Origin of the sequence: Paraphotobacterium marinum (genome assembly GCF_002216855.1) — a bacterium.
GTDB lineage: Bacteria > Pseudomonadota > Gammaproteobacteria > Enterobacterales > Vibrionaceae > Paraphotobacterium > Paraphotobacterium marinum.
Map to the genome: position 1 here is coordinate 459,573 of NZ_CP022356.1, position 17,954 is coordinate 477,526.

The 17,954-nt window shown below is 31.0% G+C and carries 13 protein-coding genes and 2 pseudogenes; 7 read left to right on the forward strand and 8 right to left on the reverse strand.

The window, feature by feature from the left end:
- Window positions 1-265: 265 nt before the first annotated feature.
- The 4 genes and pseudogenes from CF386_RS09270 to CF386_RS09285 all read right to left on the reverse strand — a co-directional run bounded on the left by CF386_RS09270 (window position 266) and on the right by CF386_RS09285 (window position 4,763).
- Entirely contained in the window at window positions 266-1,351 is a 1,086-nt protein-coding gene (locus CF386_RS09270) for a hypothetical protein (RefSeq protein ID WP_089074159.1), read from the reverse strand.
- A gap of 259 nt (window positions 1,352-1,610) precedes the next feature.
- Window positions 1,611-2,174 carry a KUP/HAK/KT family potassium transporter gene (locus CF386_RS13720; protein WP_404825011.1) on the reverse strand — a complete coding sequence of 188 codons (564 nt, stop codon included), beginning with the start codon at window positions 2,172-2,174 and terminating at the stop codon, window positions 1,611-1,613.
- Window positions 2,163-3,478: pseudogene (locus tag CF386_RS13725) on the reverse strand (KUP/HAK/KT family potassium transporter); the annotation flags it as partial. The gene CF386_RS13720 and the pseudogene CF386_RS13725, both read right to left, overlap by 12 nt.
- A gap of 22 nt (window positions 3,479-3,500) precedes the next feature.
- Complete coding sequence (locus CF386_RS09285; protein ID WP_158522371.1) at window positions 3,501-4,763, reverse strand: RCC1 domain-containing protein; 1,263 nt, start codon at window positions 4,761-4,763, stop codon at window positions 3,501-3,503.
- 259 nt (window positions 4,764-5,022) lie between these two features.
- On the opposite strand from CF386_RS09285, the gene CF386_RS09290 reads away from it, so the two are divergent.
- Window positions 5,023-5,865, forward strand: coding sequence for an AAA family ATPase (locus CF386_RS09290; RefSeq protein WP_089074163.1), 843 nt, complete (start codon window positions 5,023-5,025; stop codon window positions 5,863-5,865).
- Window positions 5,862-6,326 (forward strand): AAA family ATPase, encoded by a 465-nt coding sequence (locus CF386_RS09295; protein WP_089074164.1) that lies wholly within the window; start codon window positions 5,862-5,864, stop codon window positions 6,324-6,326. The genes CF386_RS09290 and CF386_RS09295 overlap by 4 nt, the downstream gene beginning before the upstream one ends.
- A gap of 140 nt (window positions 6,327-6,466) precedes the next feature.
- Here CF386_RS09295 and dctA read toward each other — a convergent pair whose 3' ends face one another.
- Window positions 6,467-7,759, reverse strand: coding sequence for a C4-dicarboxylate transporter DctA (dctA, locus tag CF386_RS09300; protein ID WP_089074165.1), 1,293 nt, complete (start codon window positions 7,757-7,759; stop codon window positions 6,467-6,469).
- Between the two features lie 193 nt (window positions 7,760-7,952).
- Window positions 7,953-9,934: pseudogene (locus CF386_RS13730) on the reverse strand (BCCT family transporter).
- A gap of 225 nt (window positions 9,935-10,159) precedes the next feature.
- On the opposite strand from CF386_RS13730, the gene CF386_RS09310 reads away from it, so the two are divergent.
- On the forward strand, window positions 10,160-10,420 hold the full coding sequence (locus CF386_RS09310; protein ID WP_089074166.1) for a hypothetical protein: 261 nt from the start codon (window positions 10,160-10,162) through the stop codon (window positions 10,418-10,420).
- A 142-nt stretch (window positions 10,421-10,562) separates the two neighbouring features.
- On the opposite strand, the gene CF386_RS09315 is transcribed toward CF386_RS09310, so the two are convergent.
- Both CF386_RS09315 and CF386_RS09320 read right to left on the reverse strand, forming a co-directional pair.
- The gene (locus tag CF386_RS09315) at window positions 10,563-11,456 is read right to left on the reverse strand and encodes an NAD(P)H-dependent flavin oxidoreductase (protein WP_089074167.1); all 894 of its coding nucleotides are present in this window, start codon (window positions 11,454-11,456) and stop codon (window positions 10,563-10,565) included.
- A 437-nt stretch (window positions 11,457-11,893) separates the two neighbouring features.
- Window positions 11,894-12,874 carry an NAD(P)H-dependent flavin oxidoreductase gene (locus CF386_RS09320; RefSeq protein WP_089074168.1) on the reverse strand — a complete coding sequence of 327 codons (981 nt, stop codon included), beginning with the start codon at window positions 12,872-12,874 and terminating at the stop codon, window positions 11,894-11,896.
- A gap of 613 nt (window positions 12,875-13,487) precedes the next feature.
- Here CF386_RS09320 and CF386_RS09325 point away from each other — a divergent pair.
- The 4 genes from CF386_RS09325 (at window position 13,488) to CF386_RS09340 (ending at window position 17,824) form a co-directional block, all read left to right on the forward strand.
- Complete coding sequence (locus CF386_RS09325) at window positions 13,488-14,288, forward strand: COG4705 family protein (RefSeq protein WP_089074169.1); 801 nt, start codon at window positions 13,488-13,490, stop codon at window positions 14,286-14,288.
- Window positions 14,288-14,926 carry a VTT domain-containing protein gene (locus tag CF386_RS09330; protein ID WP_089074170.1) on the forward strand — a complete coding sequence of 213 codons (639 nt, stop codon included), beginning with the start codon at window positions 14,288-14,290 and terminating at the stop codon, window positions 14,924-14,926. The genes CF386_RS09325 and CF386_RS09330 overlap by 1 nt, the downstream gene beginning before the upstream one ends.
- 369 nt (window positions 14,927-15,295) lie before the next feature.
- Entirely contained in the window at window positions 15,296-16,663 is a 1,368-nt protein-coding gene (locus CF386_RS09335) for an MATE family efflux transporter (protein WP_089074171.1), read from the forward strand.
- A 183-nt stretch (window positions 16,664-16,846) separates the two neighbouring features.
- Complete coding sequence (locus CF386_RS09340) at window positions 16,847-17,824, forward strand: LacI family DNA-binding transcriptional regulator (RefSeq protein WP_089074172.1); 978 nt, start codon at window positions 16,847-16,849, stop codon at window positions 17,822-17,824.
- Window positions 17,825-17,954: the final 130 nt, after the last annotated feature.

The following is a 17,954-nucleotide window of genomic DNA, read 5'->3' on the forward strand; positions in this document are numbered from 1 at the left end:
TAAAACCAATCTCAAATACTTTATCACTTGGTATTTTGTAGTGAATGATCTGTTCTTCTGTATTTTTTTTTATAAATATAAATTTTTTTTCTCCATAACGACATATTTTTTTTGTAACGCTTCTTGATTGTCAAACAAAGAAAAACGTGACATTTTTTAATTCAAAGGAGGGTTTTGAGTTGAGTTTTTTATCTACTTTACGGATATTATCTATGATTGAAGGCATCTTGTTTTAAAGATGCCTTTAGTTTTGTGAAATGAATAATTATCGCACTTCTATCATATGGTTAGTTGGATGTTGATTTAAATCATCTGCTGGTGGTAAATACGAGTGATATTTATCAAATGCATCATCTTTAAGAGTGGCAACTTCATAAACATGATATTTTCCAGCTGGTAGATAGGTTTTAGCTCCCCATTCATTTTGATTTCCATCTTGATTGTATAAAGGAGAATTCCAGAGAGATGGCTCTTCCTGCTCATTAACGAGGTCATAAAAGTCACCATCAGGATACATTTTATGAACATTCTTATTTTGAGCCCTTGAATCATCTGTTCCTTTTATTTCAAAAGCATAGTCGGATAAATCCACAGGATTATGATCTTTATCTTCTGTACCAAGTGATGCTTTCATTTCAAAAAGTTCATCTATAGTTGGACTTTCAAAATATTGACCATTTTTATCATAAAGATTGGCACGTACTTTAGTCTTAGGTGAATAGTAATAATGAATATAATCATCACCATATTTGTCAGTACCAGTAGCAACTGTTAAAAAATCATTTATTTTTGCTCCATTTAATGATTCGTAATACGGGCCATAAAATGCAAAATTATATGCTCCAGTTGTAATATAATTAGAGAGATGACTAAATCGAGCTATACAATTAAAAGAGCTAAGTTTGCCAGCATTTGGCCACTTTTCACCATAATTTAATATCTGATGTCCGTCTTTTGTTTCGACATGAGAATAGGTTAGATCTAGTTTATCTTTAAACAGACGACTATTCTCATTTAAATAACTAATAAGATTTTTACAAACATTGTCTCTATCTTCCTTCGTCATTCCCTCAAAATGTCCCTGTGAGTAAAGGCCAAATACAAAGTTTAAATATCCTGCTTGTGGTTCACCTGAAGTTAATAAAGATACATGAGAGCCATAATAGACAGGATTGAATATATCTGTATAGTCAATATTTGCTGTACCGTTAAGTTTAGGGTTATGCATTTCTCTAACTTCACTTTTTTTGCTATCTCCTTGATTAAGAGATAAGCTTAATGAAGTATTTAAAGCATGAGCTGAATTGGTTGTCGCTAAAATAATGAGGCTTGCTAGAAATGTTTTTTTCATATTGACTCCGTTAAAGTATAAAACTAAAAATTATTATTAAATTTATAATTATTTTGCAATATAAAACAATAGGTTAAAAGGACACTTGTCTGGACATATGTCCGAATAACTATTTGTTGAGTCTTGACGTACTGAAAATTCTTTAACGAATTAATCCGGGATTTATTAAAATGCATAGGTTCTGAAAATAATCACGAGATTTGATTGATGAGAAAATTATCAATATAATCAATTAGTAAGGCTCAAAGATATAGAAAAATTATAGCGAATACCTAACACCAATCTCAAATACTTTATCACTTGGTATTTTATAGTGAATGATCTGTTCTTCTGCATTTTTACTTAAAAAAATATATAGTTTTTTTCTCCACATTGACATGTTTTTTTTTCTGGTAACGTTTCCTGTTTGTCGACCAACGAAAAAAGTAACATTTTTTAATTCAAAACTTAGTTCATCTTTAATATTCATTAAAACCTTTGGTACATTAGGTGACTGCATAAAACCGTAGTAAACATTAACTCTAATCACATGAGGTTCAATCTCTTGAATCAACACCCGCCTATTTGCTGAAATTCTCGGGTATGGCTTGGTTACAACGGTTAAAATGATCACTTGTTTGGGAATTGTTTGTGTATGTTTACAATAGCTTTTAAGCGTATTTGGAATACCCTTTGATCTGCTGGCCAGAAAGATACCAACACCAGAAGTTTTTATTAAAGAACGCCCAAATAAAGATGAAGGTTTATCTTCAGATTGATTTTCTTTAAGACTATTTTCTTCTAATACTCTGCCCCGTGCCCATGTCGTCATAATAAATAACATCAAAATGGCAACACCTATTGGAAACCACCCTCCATCTACTATTTTATCTAGGTTAGAAGAAAAAAATGTTACATCAAACATCAAGAAAAAAATTGATAACAAACCTGATTTTAACTTTCCCCAACGCCTTGAAAAAACAACAAAAGCTAGAATGGTTGTAATTAGCATAGTTGCAGAAACAGCAAGTCCATAAGCACCCGCTAAAGAATTTGATGAACGAAACATTAAAATCAATAAGCAGTTCGATACGAATAATATTAGACTAATAATAGGTATATAAACCTGTCCCTCATTATCTTCTCCATAATGTTTCATAAAAAATCTTGGCATAAAGCCCAGGCGAATAGCTTGGTATGTAAGTGAAAAAGCACCTGAAATAACCGCTTGAGATGCTATTATTGCAGCAAGTGTGGCAAGAAAAACAAGTGGATAAATCGCCCAGTTAGGAGCCATAGCGTAAAAACTATGTGAAACATTTTCTGGATGTAAAATAACCAAAGAAGCTTGTCCAAAATAATTGATCAATAATGCTGGCATAGCAACATAAAACCAACCAACTCTAATAGGTTTTAAACCAAAATGTCCTAAATCAGCGTATAATGCCTCGCCACCTGTTACCACTAAAAAATAAAGCCAAGAACCAAATATCCCGTCATTCCATTTTCAAACAAAAATATCAAAGCGTACATTGGATTAAGTGCCATTAATATTGCTGGATACTTAATAATCCATATCAGCCCCAAGCATGCTAACACCATAAACCAAACGAACATAATTGGACCAAAAAATAACCCTATTTTCCCACTTCCTTTTTTTTGTAGTATAAAAATAAAAGCTATTATAATGATACTTATAGGAATAATAGCATGTTTGAATTCAGGTGTAGCAACAGATATTCCCTCTACTGCACTTAATACAGACATAGCCGGAGTAATCATCCCATCACCGTATAAAAGTGCCGCTCCAATTAGGCCCATGAAAACAATTACGCCTCCTGTTTCACGTGGGTTTTTTCCATCTATACCTAAGGCCATTAAAGCCAAAACGCCGCCTTCACCATTTAAATTAGCTCTTAAAATATAAAGCAAATATTTGACAGAAATAACAATAGTCATTGACCAAAATATTAAAGAAGTTATTCCCATAACATGATCAACATTAGGCAAAATTCCAGTCACGTTAGAAAAACATAGACGAAAGGCATATAATGGACTTGTACCTATATCTCCAAATACAACACCCAACGCTAAAAGACCAGTAAAAATAACTTTATTTTTGTTTTCTTTTTTTGATTGCACCGTCATTACTTATTAAAAAAATGAAATTTTACCTGGCCCGACCAAGCTGCCCCACATCATTTAACCCCCAACATATAACTTGTGTTTGATCAACATTAAGGCCACATGAAAATTGATAACCAACACTAATATCTGAAAATAAAATGTCTTTAATTTCGTTTCGATTAACAGTTAAATTTCTTGTTCCTAATTGACCAAAATTATTTGAACCAAAACAATATATGACATTGCTCGAAGACAAGGCGCACGAGTGACTTCGATTGTCACCTAAAATATTTTGAGAACCTAAACTTAGAGCTACCTCTTGAATATTTTGGTTCTCAATTTCAATTATTTGAGGTTCTAAAATACTAGGTGTCGACAAATACAATTCATTTACATCATTATTCCCCCAACAGAACAATTGCTGACTGTTATTAATCATGCATGCTGACAAGGTCCCCGATACAATTTTTTCCGGTGTATCTAAATAATCAAAATCTAAGAGAGTTGGCCTGTCAAAATTATCTAAGTTCAAATTTTGTCCAATACCACCTTTTTTGTTCGATCCCCAACAATACAGCTGATTATCTAAGGAAATAGCACAGGTCTGAAATGACCCTGCATTAATATTTTTGTAATAAACAACTGCTCCAAGAACAGGATCACGCACCTTAGTAGGTGAGCTAAAAAAGAAATCATCTGAGTTTTGACCAAGCTCTCCCTTAGTATTCCTACCCCAGCAATAAGCTAAATCATCAACACTGATTGCACAAACATAGTCGTCTCCAGAACTAATCTGCCTAAATTTGATGTTAGATACTTTAATAGGTGAGTTTTCATTTGTTTCTAAACCACAAGTTTGAATAATCCCACATTCTTTTCCTAACTGACGATAAGAGTTTGAACCCCAGCAATATGCTTCATCATCTGTATCAATACCACATGTGAACTTATTACCACTGGATATTTGCTTAAATTTGAAATTCTCGATTAATACTGGTACAAATGAATTTTCAAAACTTCCATTACCAAGTTGTCCGAACTCATTTCCTCCCCAACAATATACATCGTTATTTTCAGTCACAACACAAGAATGATTGTTCCCAGATGATAACTGTATAATTTTAATTTGTGGGTTATCAGGATTTATTGGATCAATTGGAACTGGATCAGGGTTTGGATCAGGATTTGGATCAGGATTATCCGGCGTTATAGATGTATCTTCTTCTTTATAAGTATTACTTTCTCCGCTCTCACCCCCACATGAAATTAAAAAAATTAAGCTCAAAAATAAAAAAATCAATTTCATAACGAATATTCCATACACTTTAATCTTTTTAAAATAGTATACATTTATTACTTTCACCATTTGGACATACATTTTTCTCAATTATGAACTTTAATAAAAACTCACATTAAATGATTTCATCAGCTTTAATGTAATAGTTTCAAATCTTTTTACAGCTTTACTCACAGAGAAAATTTAGAAAATTATGGTGTAAAAGAAGTTGTATAAGTGTTTAAAAGAAATTATGATGATTTAATTTTAGAATTGATAATTGACGAAGATGCTTAATTTTGAAAACAAAAAAAACACAAAATTACCCCCCCTATCATATCGGGTAAGACCGAAAAACATTAAAGATTTTGTTGGACAAAATGAACTTTTTCAATCCAATTCTTTGTTGAATCTCATTTTAAATAAGAATCATCTAGTATCCCTCGTTCTGCAAGGACCATCAGGTACTGGTAAAACGACACTGGCACACTTGATTGCTGCACATTATGATGGTCATTTCAAAGAACTATCAGCTGTAACCGACGGAGTAAAACAGTTGAAAGAAATTGTTGCATTATCAACAACATTAAGTGATAAACCTTTTATTTTATTTATTGATGAAATTCATAGGTTTTCAAAATCTCAACAGGATTTTCTGTTACCTTTTATTGAAAGTGGTCAGTTTTATTTAATTGCTGCAACGACAGAAAACATTTCATTTGAGTTAAATAATGCCCTACTTTCAAGGCTTCAAGTACTTAAACTAAAGTCATTAGAAGCCACTGATATTACTAAACGCTTAAAAGCTGTAATCGAAGATCCTAAAAAGGGTTTATCTGCACCTAACCCTCACATTACAACTAAAGTTGATCATAAGGTGATTCATTCAATAGCTGAATTATCTAATGGAGATTTAAGGTACGCATTAAACATGCTTGAAACATGTTACTATGCAGCATTGCAAGAAAGTGATAAAGATATATATATAAAGTTAAGTCATCTAAAATCTATATCTAGTAAACCTTTAAATTTTGATAAAAAAATAACAATTGGTATGATCAAATCAGTGCACTACAAAAAAGCATTCGAGGTTCTGATCCAGATGCCGCTCTCTATTGGGCTGCAAAAATGATTGAGTCAGGTTGTCCGTATGATTATGTATTCAGAAGACTCTTAGTAATTGCATCAGAAGATGTTGGACTTGCAGAGCCAAACTGTATCACGATCATCAATTCTTGTTGGGAGGCTTATAAAAAATTAGGAGATGCTGAAACTGATTCGTTTGCACAAGCCATAGTTTACTTAGCCTGTTGTCCCAAAAGTAATTCAATTCACAAAGCTTGGAAGAAAGTCAGAAAAGATATACAAAATGGCCCTGATTTGGGTGTTCCAGAGCATTTAAAAAACACTTTACCAAAAAATGCAACTATAAAATATCGTTACAGTCATGATGAACCATATGCCTATTCACCTGGACAAATTTATTTTCCAAGCTCAATGGAAGCTAAAACATATTACGAACCTAAGGAATATGGTTTTGAAAAAAAATTACAAAATAAACTCGAATTCTTAAAAAAACTTACAAAAAACTGAGCCCCTTTTTAAAGGGGCTTTAAATTATTGACTCTTAAGATATTTAGGTTCTACTTTTGACAAAATTTGTGCGTATCTCCCGATTAAACATTAACATATGCTTGCTTGTGTTACATTTTTATCAAGAGATATAGCTCTTTTTAATTAAGTTGTATTGAAGTGGTTTGCTTTGATTTTTCTCGAACTTGATTCAAATTTTGATTCACTTGCTTATAATCTAAACCATTTTGCCACTTCGATATAATCAGAGTTGCGATACTATTTCCTATCATATTTGTAATTGCTCTACCTTCAGACATAAAACGATCAATTCCTAAAATAATCACTATTCCAGCAACAGGAACATGCCCCACTGCTGCTAATGAGCTCGCTAAAATAATAAAGCCACTACCTGTGACCCCTGCGGCTCCCTTAGAGCTTATAATCATTAAACCCAAAAGCATAATTTGTTGATATATCGACAAATCGATATTTGTTGCCTGTGCGATAAAAATGGCTGCCATTGTTAAATAAATAGAAGTTCCATCCAAATTAAAAGAATAACCTGTCGGGACGACTAATCCTACGATAGAACGTTTGCAACCTAACTTGGAAAGTTTTTCCATTAATGATGGTAATGCTGATTCAGAAGATGATGTTGCAATCACAATAAATATTTCTTCTTTGATATATTTAAGTAATTTAAAAACATTTATTTTACAGTAAAAATGTAAAATAAATCCTAAAATACCAATAACAAAAACAAAGCAGGTTAAATAAAAAGTTAAAATTAAACTAATTAAACCTAAAATTGAATGAGTTCCATATTTTCCAATCGTGAAAGCCATAGCAGCAAATGCAGCAATTGGCGCATATTTCATTACCATATGAACAATTTTAAAAAAGACTTGCGAAAGAGTTTCTATACCATTTAAAATTGGCTCTGCTTTTTCTCCAATCATTAACAATGCTGATGCAAAAAATATAGCAACCAACAAGACCTGTAAAATCTCACCATGTACAAATGCACCAACAAAGGTACTTGGCACAATATTCATGATGAAATCAGGAATACTTTTCATTTGATGGGCACCACCAATATAACTTGATGCCGCATTAATGTCTAAACTTTTAGGATCAATGTTCATCCCACTTCCAGGGTGCAAAACATTGACCACTATCAACCCAATTGTCAAAGCACAGGTAGTCGTAATCATAAAGTATATTAATGATGCGCCCCCAATTTTACCAACAAGCTTCATATCTTTCATTGCTGCAATGCCAGAAACTAAAGTTAGAAAAATGATGGGAGCAATTAACATTTTTACAAGCTTGATAAAGATATCAGCGAATGGTTTAAATTGAGTAGCAAAGTCAGGATAAAAAGCTCCTGCAAGACCTCCCAAGAAGATACCAATTAAAACTTGAACGTAAAGGTTTTTTAAAATTTTCATTTTTTTCATCTCTTGTGTTTGTATTTATAATTTTTTATACATTTATACATGCAAAATAATTTTTTACATGTAAAAAAAACAAATGTTTTCAAAAACTTTGATGTCAAGTCTATAAGAGAGAAAAAAATTGATATTAATCTAAAATAATTAAATTAATTGTGATTTGAACATTTCAGTGTTTAAAAGTAATTACTTAAAGAATAGATTTATCTGCATTTGAAACGTGGATATAATAGAGATGCTTTTCATATTGCGTCAAAATATCTGCAATAACCTGCTCTTTTGTATAGCCTAAAATATCATATTGTTGGCCGCCCTGTTCAAGAAATACTTCTGCACGATAGTATATCTGCTCTTCAGGTATTAAATCATTTATGTCTTCTTCCGTAAATTCTGGGTTAATGAACTTCCTTAACTTAACTGAATATACAAAATTTATATCTGTATTTTTTGGAATAATGAGTTTGACACTATCTTTCTCAATGAAAACTTTGGCTTTTATACCATTTTCCTTAATTTCTTCAGCAATCGTTTGAATGGCAGGAACAACTGTATCTACTATAAAAATTTTTGCATCTTTCTTATTCGATTGATTTAATAAATCCGTTAACCTTTGCTTCCAAGTCATATTAGCAGAAAAATATTGTACTGCAGTTGAGTGATTTTGTACGCTATGCACTCTCAAGTAATCCTCTCTTAATGCTTTAATTAAAGAGTAAGACATGATAAATAAGATAATTAAAAATGGAAAAGCACTTGCAATTGTTGCTGTCTGCAATCCAACTAACCCACCAGAAAAAAGTAATGAGATAGCTAAAAGACCTTCAAGCACGGACCAAAAAATTCTTTGCCAAACTTTGGACTTTTTTGCATTACCAGAAGCAATTATATCTATCACAAATGATCCTGAATCTGATGAGGTAACAAAAAATGTAACTATCAATATCAGTGCTAAAATTGAGGTTAAACCAGACAATGGAAAGTATGCTAAAAATTCAAACAATGCAATGGGGACATTATCTTGTACCGCCCTCAAAAGGTTATCCGCTCCTTGAGACATTACCAAATCAATCGCAGAGTTTCCAAATACAGTCAACCAAAAAATGTAAATCCAGTCGGAACAAACAAAACACCTATAATAAATTCTCTTATCGTACGACCCCGTGAAACTTTAGCAATAAACATTCCAACGAAAGGTGCCCAAGCAATCCACCATCCCCAATAAAAAAGTGTATTCGCACTTAACCAGTTTTGTTTATTTTCATAAGCATATAAATTAAATGTTTTGGATACAATGGTACTAAGATAATGTCCTGTGTTTTGCACAAAAGCTTGTAGTAAAGGCGTTACACCAAATAAAACCAACACAAAAAGGAGTAAAATAACAGCCACAATAATATTAAAATTACTCAATATTTTAATACCTTTCTCTAGCCCTAAAGCAACAGAAATGGTTGCGACAACAGTGATCAATGCAATTATGATAATTTGAATATGAACACCAACTGGAATATCAAATAAAAAATTCAGGCCAGAATTAATTTGAGAAGCCCCTAAACCTAAGGATGTCGCAATTCCAAACAAGGTTCCAAGTATTGCAAAAATATCAACCAAATGACCTAATACACCATAAATTTTATCGCCAATAACAGGATATAAAAATGACCTAGGTAAAAGCGGTAATTTGTGTCTATATGAGAAATAAGCTAAGGAAAGACCAACCATTGCATAAACAGACCATGCTTGAAGCCCCCAATGAAAAAAAGTTACATTCATAGCATCAATCGCCGAATCAATATTCATGCCTTTATTTAAATCAGGTGGTTTCACGTAATGAAGTAATGGCTCTGCTACAGAATAAAACATTAAACCAATCCCCATTCCTGCAGCAAAAAGCATCGCAAACCAAGATAAATTACTATGATCGGGTAAGCTATGGTCTGGTCCTAATTTGATATCGCCCAAGCGGCTCATCATTAAAAAAGCACAAAGACAAACAAATATTGCCATTCCTAAAATGTAAAGCCAACCTAAAGTGTGGGAAAGTTGAAACTGGAAAAAGGCAAAAAGTGTGTTTGCTTGTTTTGGAAATAAAATTCCAAACAATGCAAATATAATAATAAAAACTATTGAAGGATAAAAAACTGGAGCATAAGCTCCGTTTTTTTTATTCATGAAAACCTAGTGTTATCAAAAATTTGTACCTTTAAGGATAGACCAGACTCGGCAATTAACAAGCCATCCTATTTTTAGCTGAGGTGATTATAGTTATGTCACTTTCTTTTTCAACCAATAAGTTGCGACAAAAATCCAAATTTTTTAATAAATTTCAATATAAAATATATTTTAATTTTTAATCTGATACATTAGTTATAAAGGAGCAAAATTTAGGGAGTGAATATGAAATCCAATCACATAAAACTAATTTTAAATGAAATTCGAAACTTAGAATCCCTTTCTCATAATAAAAAAGTTAACCGTCAATTAGAGACAATAAGGCTTCATTTTTTGATGCTAGAAGAAACAAACAAGGAACTGATGCATAAAAATAAAATGCATGAAGAGCAGATGCGTGACCTACTAGACATGATGCAAACATATCATGAAGCGAAACAAATGCCTCATTCAATGACAGATACTAAATTAAGAGTGATTGAATAAATATCATTGAAGGCCTCTTTTTAAGAACAATATTACTCAAGTTCCATTTCAATTTCATTAATAATATCTCTGACACTGAGTAGTTTGTTTATCAATCCCACGTTTTGGCTACACCAAATAATTTCATTCGCAACATCATGATTTATAGTAGCTTGTTGGTATTTTTTTGTGTAATACGTGTTATAAATAAATTGTTCTCAGATAAGTTTTTGGTGACAGTGTTATTTAATATATTATTGATTAGTGCGCGTCCTTGATGCGAGTGCTTTTTTCTTCCCATAATTAAATCGGCTTCATAGCTTAATAAAGTAGCATCGAAATTATTTTTTACATTTAGAATATTGTTTTTATATCTTTCAGGATAATCAGATTCATAAGATAGTGCAAATCTCGTTCCCATCACAACACCATCTGCGCCTAAAACTCTTGCAGCTTTGAATGTTCTGCTATCCACAACGCCTCCAGCGGCAAGAACTGCAATTTGGTTTGTTTTTTTTATTTTACCCAAATAATCCTTAATGTTAGGCAATAGACTGACAATTGAGTTTTTATTTCCAGTATGACCACCAGCTTCAAGACCTTGCGCAACTAATACATCTACATCCGCATCAATAGCATCTTGCATCTCTTTAAATGTATTTAATTGTGTAAAGGCAAGGATATTATTTTGTTTGCATTTTTTTATATAAGAAGAAGCTTCTCCAAATGAAAACCAGATTGCTTTTGGCTTCAAACTTAATACAAAGTCAAAAAATGAGTCATCTACTTTAAGTCGATTCATATCAATGGCAATACCAATATAATCAGAATTTCCTTTTGAAACTATATTTTCATATATTTCTTGAATGATATATCTAGATAATTTCTCACTTGCCCCTGTCGGCAAAAAAGAAAAAATTTTTTCTTGAGAAGCACTAATTATCAATGCTTCTGATGTAACGCCTAGCATTGGCGCGATAAAAAGAGGGATTTTTAAATCAAGTTTTTCTATTATGGGGTGTGAAGATTTAAGGTAATTTATTTTATTGGTATTCATTTTTTTAATATTACTATCCTTCCCTTTAAAAAAGAAAACAAACTTCAATTAAGATAAACTAAATGGGTGATAATAATTTAAATATATACCTAAAGGCTTCAAGTATTATAAGCATTGATCAAGTTTACTTTAATTACAAACACGATTTATTTAACATGGAAAAACATACAAAAAAGCGTATTTTTCATTCAAATAATTAATTCATCATTACTCTATAGAGCTCCATTAAAATTTTCAAATTTACTTGAATAAATGCGAAGAAGTTAACATTTATCTGTATTTAATTCGTTTTTTCTTATATGAAATAAGGATTCTAAGTATAAAATAACAGCCTTTTTTTCAATTATTAAATGGATTCAGTGTTTCTAGAATATTCAAGTTTTAAAAATTGATAGTCATTAAATAACTATCATTGAATAACCCCTTTTATGAACGTATTACTCAAGTTGATCTTTAATTTGCTTAATAATATCTCTGACACTGAGTAGTTTCTTTATTAAACCCACATTTTGGCTACACCAAATAATTTCATATGCAACATTATGATTTTTAATAGCTTGTTGATATTTTTTTTGTGTCTCCGATAAATTATTTTCTGTTAAATTTTGAGTGACAGTGTTATTGATCATATTATTGATTAGTGCGCGTCCTTGATGCGAGTGTTTTTTTCTTCCCATAATTAAATCAGCTTCATAACTTAATAAAGTAGCATCAAAATTATTTTTTACATTTAGAATATTGTTTTTATATCTTTCGGGATAATCGGATTCATAAGATAGTGCAAATCTCGTTCCCATCACAACACCATCTGCGCCTAAAACTCTTGCAGCTTTGAATGTTCTGCTATCCACAATGCCTCCAGCGGCAAGAACTGCAATTTGGTTTGTTTTTTTTATTTTACCCAAATAATCCTTAATATTTGGTAATAGGCTGACAATTGAGTTTTTATTTCCAGTATGACCACCAGCTTCAAGACCCTGCGCAACTATTACATCCACATCCGCATCAATAGCATCTTGCATCTCTTTGAATGTATTTAATTGTGTAAAAGCAAGGACATTATTTTGTTTACATTTTTTTATATATGAAGAAACTTCTCCAAATGAAAACCAGATTGCTTTTGGCTTCAAACTTAATACAAAGTCAAAAAATGAGTCATCTACTTTAAGTCGATTCATATCAATAGCAATACCAATATAATCAGAATTTCCTTTTGAAACTATATTTTCATATATTTCTTGAATGATATCTTTTGATAATTTCTCACTTGCCCCTGTCGGTAAAAAAGAAAAAGTTTTTTCTTGAGAGGCACTAATTATCAACGCTTCTGATGTAACGCCTAGCATTGGCGCGATAAAAAGAGGAATTTTTAAATCAAGTTTTTCTATTATGGGGTGTGAAGGTTTTCGGTAATTCATTACTTTGCATCCTATAATTTTAAAATTTTACTATCCTTCTTTTTTATTATAAAAACAAGATACAATTCAAATAAACACAATAGGTACAAATAATTTTATTACCCTTACATTAAAATTGTGCAAGTAAATTCATAATTAATTATGTATTATTGTCACCTACTCCTAAAGTAAAATTAAATAAATTTTTTGGTAATTCTGTAATGAGATTTCTTTATTAGATAAGTCAAAAGGATCAGTTGCCTCATTTCCAAAAATACAATCCCTAACAATTAGATAAAGAAACTTAAAATATTAAGTTTCTTTATCCATTTAATCTTGAGTGAAGCCAATTCAAAAATACCTTTAAACCAGCTCAGTTTTTATAACTAATTTTTTAATAATAAAACAAATAATCCTTAGGTATCTTTTTTATCAAAAGTAGAAAACACGATGTTTAAAAATATTATGTCATCTGCCTACCTATTTATCTTAACGTCAAAGTCTATGATTACATGGTTATTACATACAATTTTTTAATAGCAAAAATGACCATATTGTCATTTGCTAGTCATCTTCTAGTCAGACTTATTTAATATACTTTTCCTTTATTATTCATATATTTTGTAGGAATTTAATGGACTCTGTACCTAGCAAAAATAAACCATTACAGTTGAGTAAAGTCGCTCAAGTTACTGTTATTTTTTGGCTTTTAAAAATTATTTCAACAACTATTGGAGAATCTTCTTCTGATTTTATGTATTCAATTTCACCAGTATTGTCGATAGGAGCAATATTTCTATTATTAATTACTTCACTTTTTATCCAAATCACTCATAAGAGGTTCGTTTCTTGGATGTACTGGAGTGTAATTATTTTAGTGGCTATATTTGGGACTATGTTTGCTGATGCTATACATTTTATAGGAGTTCCTCTTATTGTATCAACTGGTTGTTTTGTTTTTTTATTAATGAGCATATTTTATATTTGGTACCGCAACGAAAAAACTTTAGATCCACATTGTATCAATACCACTAAGCGAGAAATATTTTATTGGCTGGTTATTTTATTTACTTTTTGTTTAGGTACATCATCAGGTGATTTCGTTGCGCACTCACTTCATTTAGGCTATGTCCAAGCAACAATTTTTTTTGGTCTAGCAATGATATTCATACCCAGTATATTATATGTTTTCCGCATTGATAATATCACTTTATTCTGGATAACTTACATTTTAACTCGACCTTTCGGAGCTTCTGCCGCCGACTTAATCGCCAAGCCAAAAAGTCTAGGAGGATTTGGTCTGGGTGATGGTACAACATCATTAATATTTTTAGGAGTGATGTTTGTGTTTGTGTTTGTGTTTGTATTAATTTTAAATTTTTCTTCTAAAGAACACAAAAGTGTTGATGAAATTTTGAATATTGAGGAATTATAATGCTACAACAACTTATCTATGTCATGGAACATTCTACTCATTATCTCACTGAAATGGTTTCACAATATGGTTTATGGGCATATGCTATTATGGGACTGATTCTTTTTTGTGAAACAGGAATTGTCTTAATGCCTTTTTTGCCTGGTGACACCTTATTATTTACTGCTGGTAGTTTATCTGCAGGCAACATTAACATAATTAACATCAAGGTTTTGTTAGTTGTATTTACTTTATCCGTCATATTAGGCGATTCAACCAATTTTTGGGTCGGTAGGCGTTCGGAAGGCCATATAAGAAAATTAACTGGTCGCTGGTATTTTAACGAAAAACATCTATCAAAAACAATAGATTATTATCACAAGTATGGTTTAATCATAATTATTTTTGGTCGATTTATACCAATTATTAGGACATTCATACCTTTTGCTGCCGGCATATCAAAATTGGAATATCTAAGATTTCTAAGTTTTAGTGTTATTGGTTCTATAAGCTGGGTTTGTCTAATAAGCTTGTGCGGTTATTTCTTTGGACGCATCCCAATAGTTAAAAGTCATTTTTCGCTTATCATTTTGATGATTATCGCCATATCAGTATTTCCTGTGTTCATTCAATTTATAAAGAAAAGATTAATACCATAAAATGGTATTAATCTTCACTTAAATCATGTTCCTTATCCTAAAACACCAAAAAATAACGCTAGGACCCATTCAGATAGAGATATAAAAAACACATATTGTTATCATATCTAAGAAAGAGTTCTTAACATTTAATATATTTGAAAAGTCAAAAACATAGTCCAAAAGAGACAATCTAAAAATCTAATAAACGCTTTGAGGATGTCAATTCTTTTAACTGAATAGTTAGGTAAAAATAAAAAAGGCTTGACCACATATTGTTAATATACATATACTTCATGTTTAATTCTTATGAGGTACTTTCAAAATGAACTAAATAGCTAGATTAAAAATCCACTTTTAAATTAATCTTAAGTTTTATGGAGTTCTTCTATGGAAAATTCAAAGTCCCCTTTGAATATCATTATAAAAAAAAGTCTACAAGTCTCATTATCTATTGCAATGACTAAATTTATTCAAGTCATTTCAGGTTTTATTGGAATGATCATGATTGCGCACCTTGGCAACAAAGAACTTGCTGCTAGTGCTATGATTACACCGATCCAAGCATTTATTATTGTTGTAAGCGCAAACTTATTAACTTCAGTGGGTATTCTTATATCTAAATCATACGGCGCTCGAGATATGAAACAAATAGGCGCTTATTTTAAAAGTGGTCTGATTGCTGCTTTATTATTAAGTATTTTTATAGATATAGTTTTATACAAAATTGATTTTATTTTAAATGCTTTTCACCAACCAAGCTCCATTATTACACTCGTTCAAAGTTATACAAATGTTTATATGATCACAACGCCCTTAATTATGATTGCCTTAGTGTTCCAACAATTTTTAATTGCTGTTGAGCGGAAGAAAATCATTGTTTTAATGAGTTTGGTGAGCTTATTTGTCATTAATTTTTTTTCTTACAGCTTGATTTATGGTAATTTTGGTTTGCCCAAACTTGGAATACCAGGACTAGCTTGGTCAACAACGATATGGTTATTCTTCGCTATTATCACATATTCTATCTATATTTTAAAAAATATATATTTCATAAAATTTGAAATTTTAAAACCCTCTTATAATCAGTTCAAATATCTATTAAGAATATTCAAAGTTGGATTTCCCATGACAATTCAATCCACAAGTGAAATGTTACAACTTCTCACTATTACTTTCATGGTCGGTTGGCTTGGAACAAATGAACTTGCAATACAACAAATCGTTAATCAATATTTTATTTTGCTTGTCGTGCCTATTTTTGCGTTATCCCAATCCAGCTCTATTTTGATCTCTCAATCTTATGGGGCTCAAAATAAAATGGATATAACACAATATGGTCATACTCTTCTTACAATAGGGTTATTTTTTGCGTCACTGGTCATGATATTATTCATTTCCATACCTCAAAAAATGATATTATTTTATGTAGGTCAAGACAATACTTTCACACCCGAAATGCTAAATCTTGCCAGTGTTATCCTCATATTGACAGGCTCAAGGTTATTACTAGATACAGTCATTTCTATTAAAATCGGAAGTTTAAGAGGCATTTTAGATATGAAATTCCCAATGTATGTAAGCATATTAACCTCATGGTTATTGACCATTCCGTTAGCCTATCTATTTTGCTTTCAATTAAATTTTGGTTTGAAAGGGATTACATATGCGAGCATAATTATGATGCTAATTAATTCAATCATCTTATTAAAAAGATGGGCTCACAAGTCTAAATCTATTGCTTGGGAAAGTAGTTAACTAAAGCATATGAATACAATTGAGACAACTATCGAAGGGATATTCAAATTGTTTATTTGACTCATCTCACTACCTTTTTATGTAAAATTGAATAATGTGAAGTATTTTTAATATTTCAGGTTAGGTAACATTTTTCAAATCATTATTATTATAAAATAATTGTTATTTAGAATGTAAAATATTATGCCTAATATTAAAGATGTAGCCCAAAAAGCTGGAGTTTCCATTGCTACTGTTTCTCGTGTTTTAAATAATAAGGGGCATGTATCAAATTTAAATAAACAGCTCGTTGAAAAAGCCATAGGTGAATTAGACTATCAACCTAATTCTTCAGCACAAGCACTCGTTAGGAAAAAATCTAAAACAATTGGTATCCTGGTAAGAGATATGTCCGATCCATTTTTTGGTCAAATTATCAAAGCTATCGACGATATTGCCATGTCGTATGGATACGATACTTTGATTGGCAATGGTTTTCATGAAAGAAAATTGGAAATGGATGTGATTGATTTTTTTTTAAGACAGCAATGTGAATATTTCATTATACATTCACAAGGGTTGACGGATATTGATTTAAAAAATATATCTCAAAAGGTTAAAAATTTAATTATTATAAATAGAAATGTCACTCGTCTTCCTCATCAATGTGTTTATGTTGATCAACAAAAAGGAACTTATCTAGCTACAAAATATTTATTAAGTCATGGACATAAGCATATTGCTTATTTAAATTCTTTATATAAAACAGACACCTCTGACGAAAGAAAAAATGGTTATCTTAGAGCAATGAAAGAATATGACATTACAAACTGTATTGTCAAAAAAACAGAGCCTAATCACTATGGCGGTGTCCATGCAATGAAAGCTTTATTAGATGAAAAAAAAGTATCTGCCGTCATATGCTTTAATGATAGAATGGCCACAGGCGTCATTTCTTATCTTCATAGCCATAACATCAAAATTCCAAAACAAATCTCAGTAATTGGTTTTGATAATATAAATTTAGCAACTCAGGTCTACCCAAAGTTGACAACCATAAACTATCCAATGCAACAAATAGCAGAGTATGCAACAAAAGTTTTATTAGGTATACCTACAAATAAAATCGATTTTAAGTTAGACCTTGTCCACCGAGATTCTGTTTATGCTCTTAAGCATTAAATAATTAGTTATATTATTGTTATCCAAATATTTTAATAATCTTGTAAATATGGATATTTACACTTAAATTGAAATTAATACACTTTATATCGGATATTAACATGATAAAAATTCGCATGATGGAAACAAT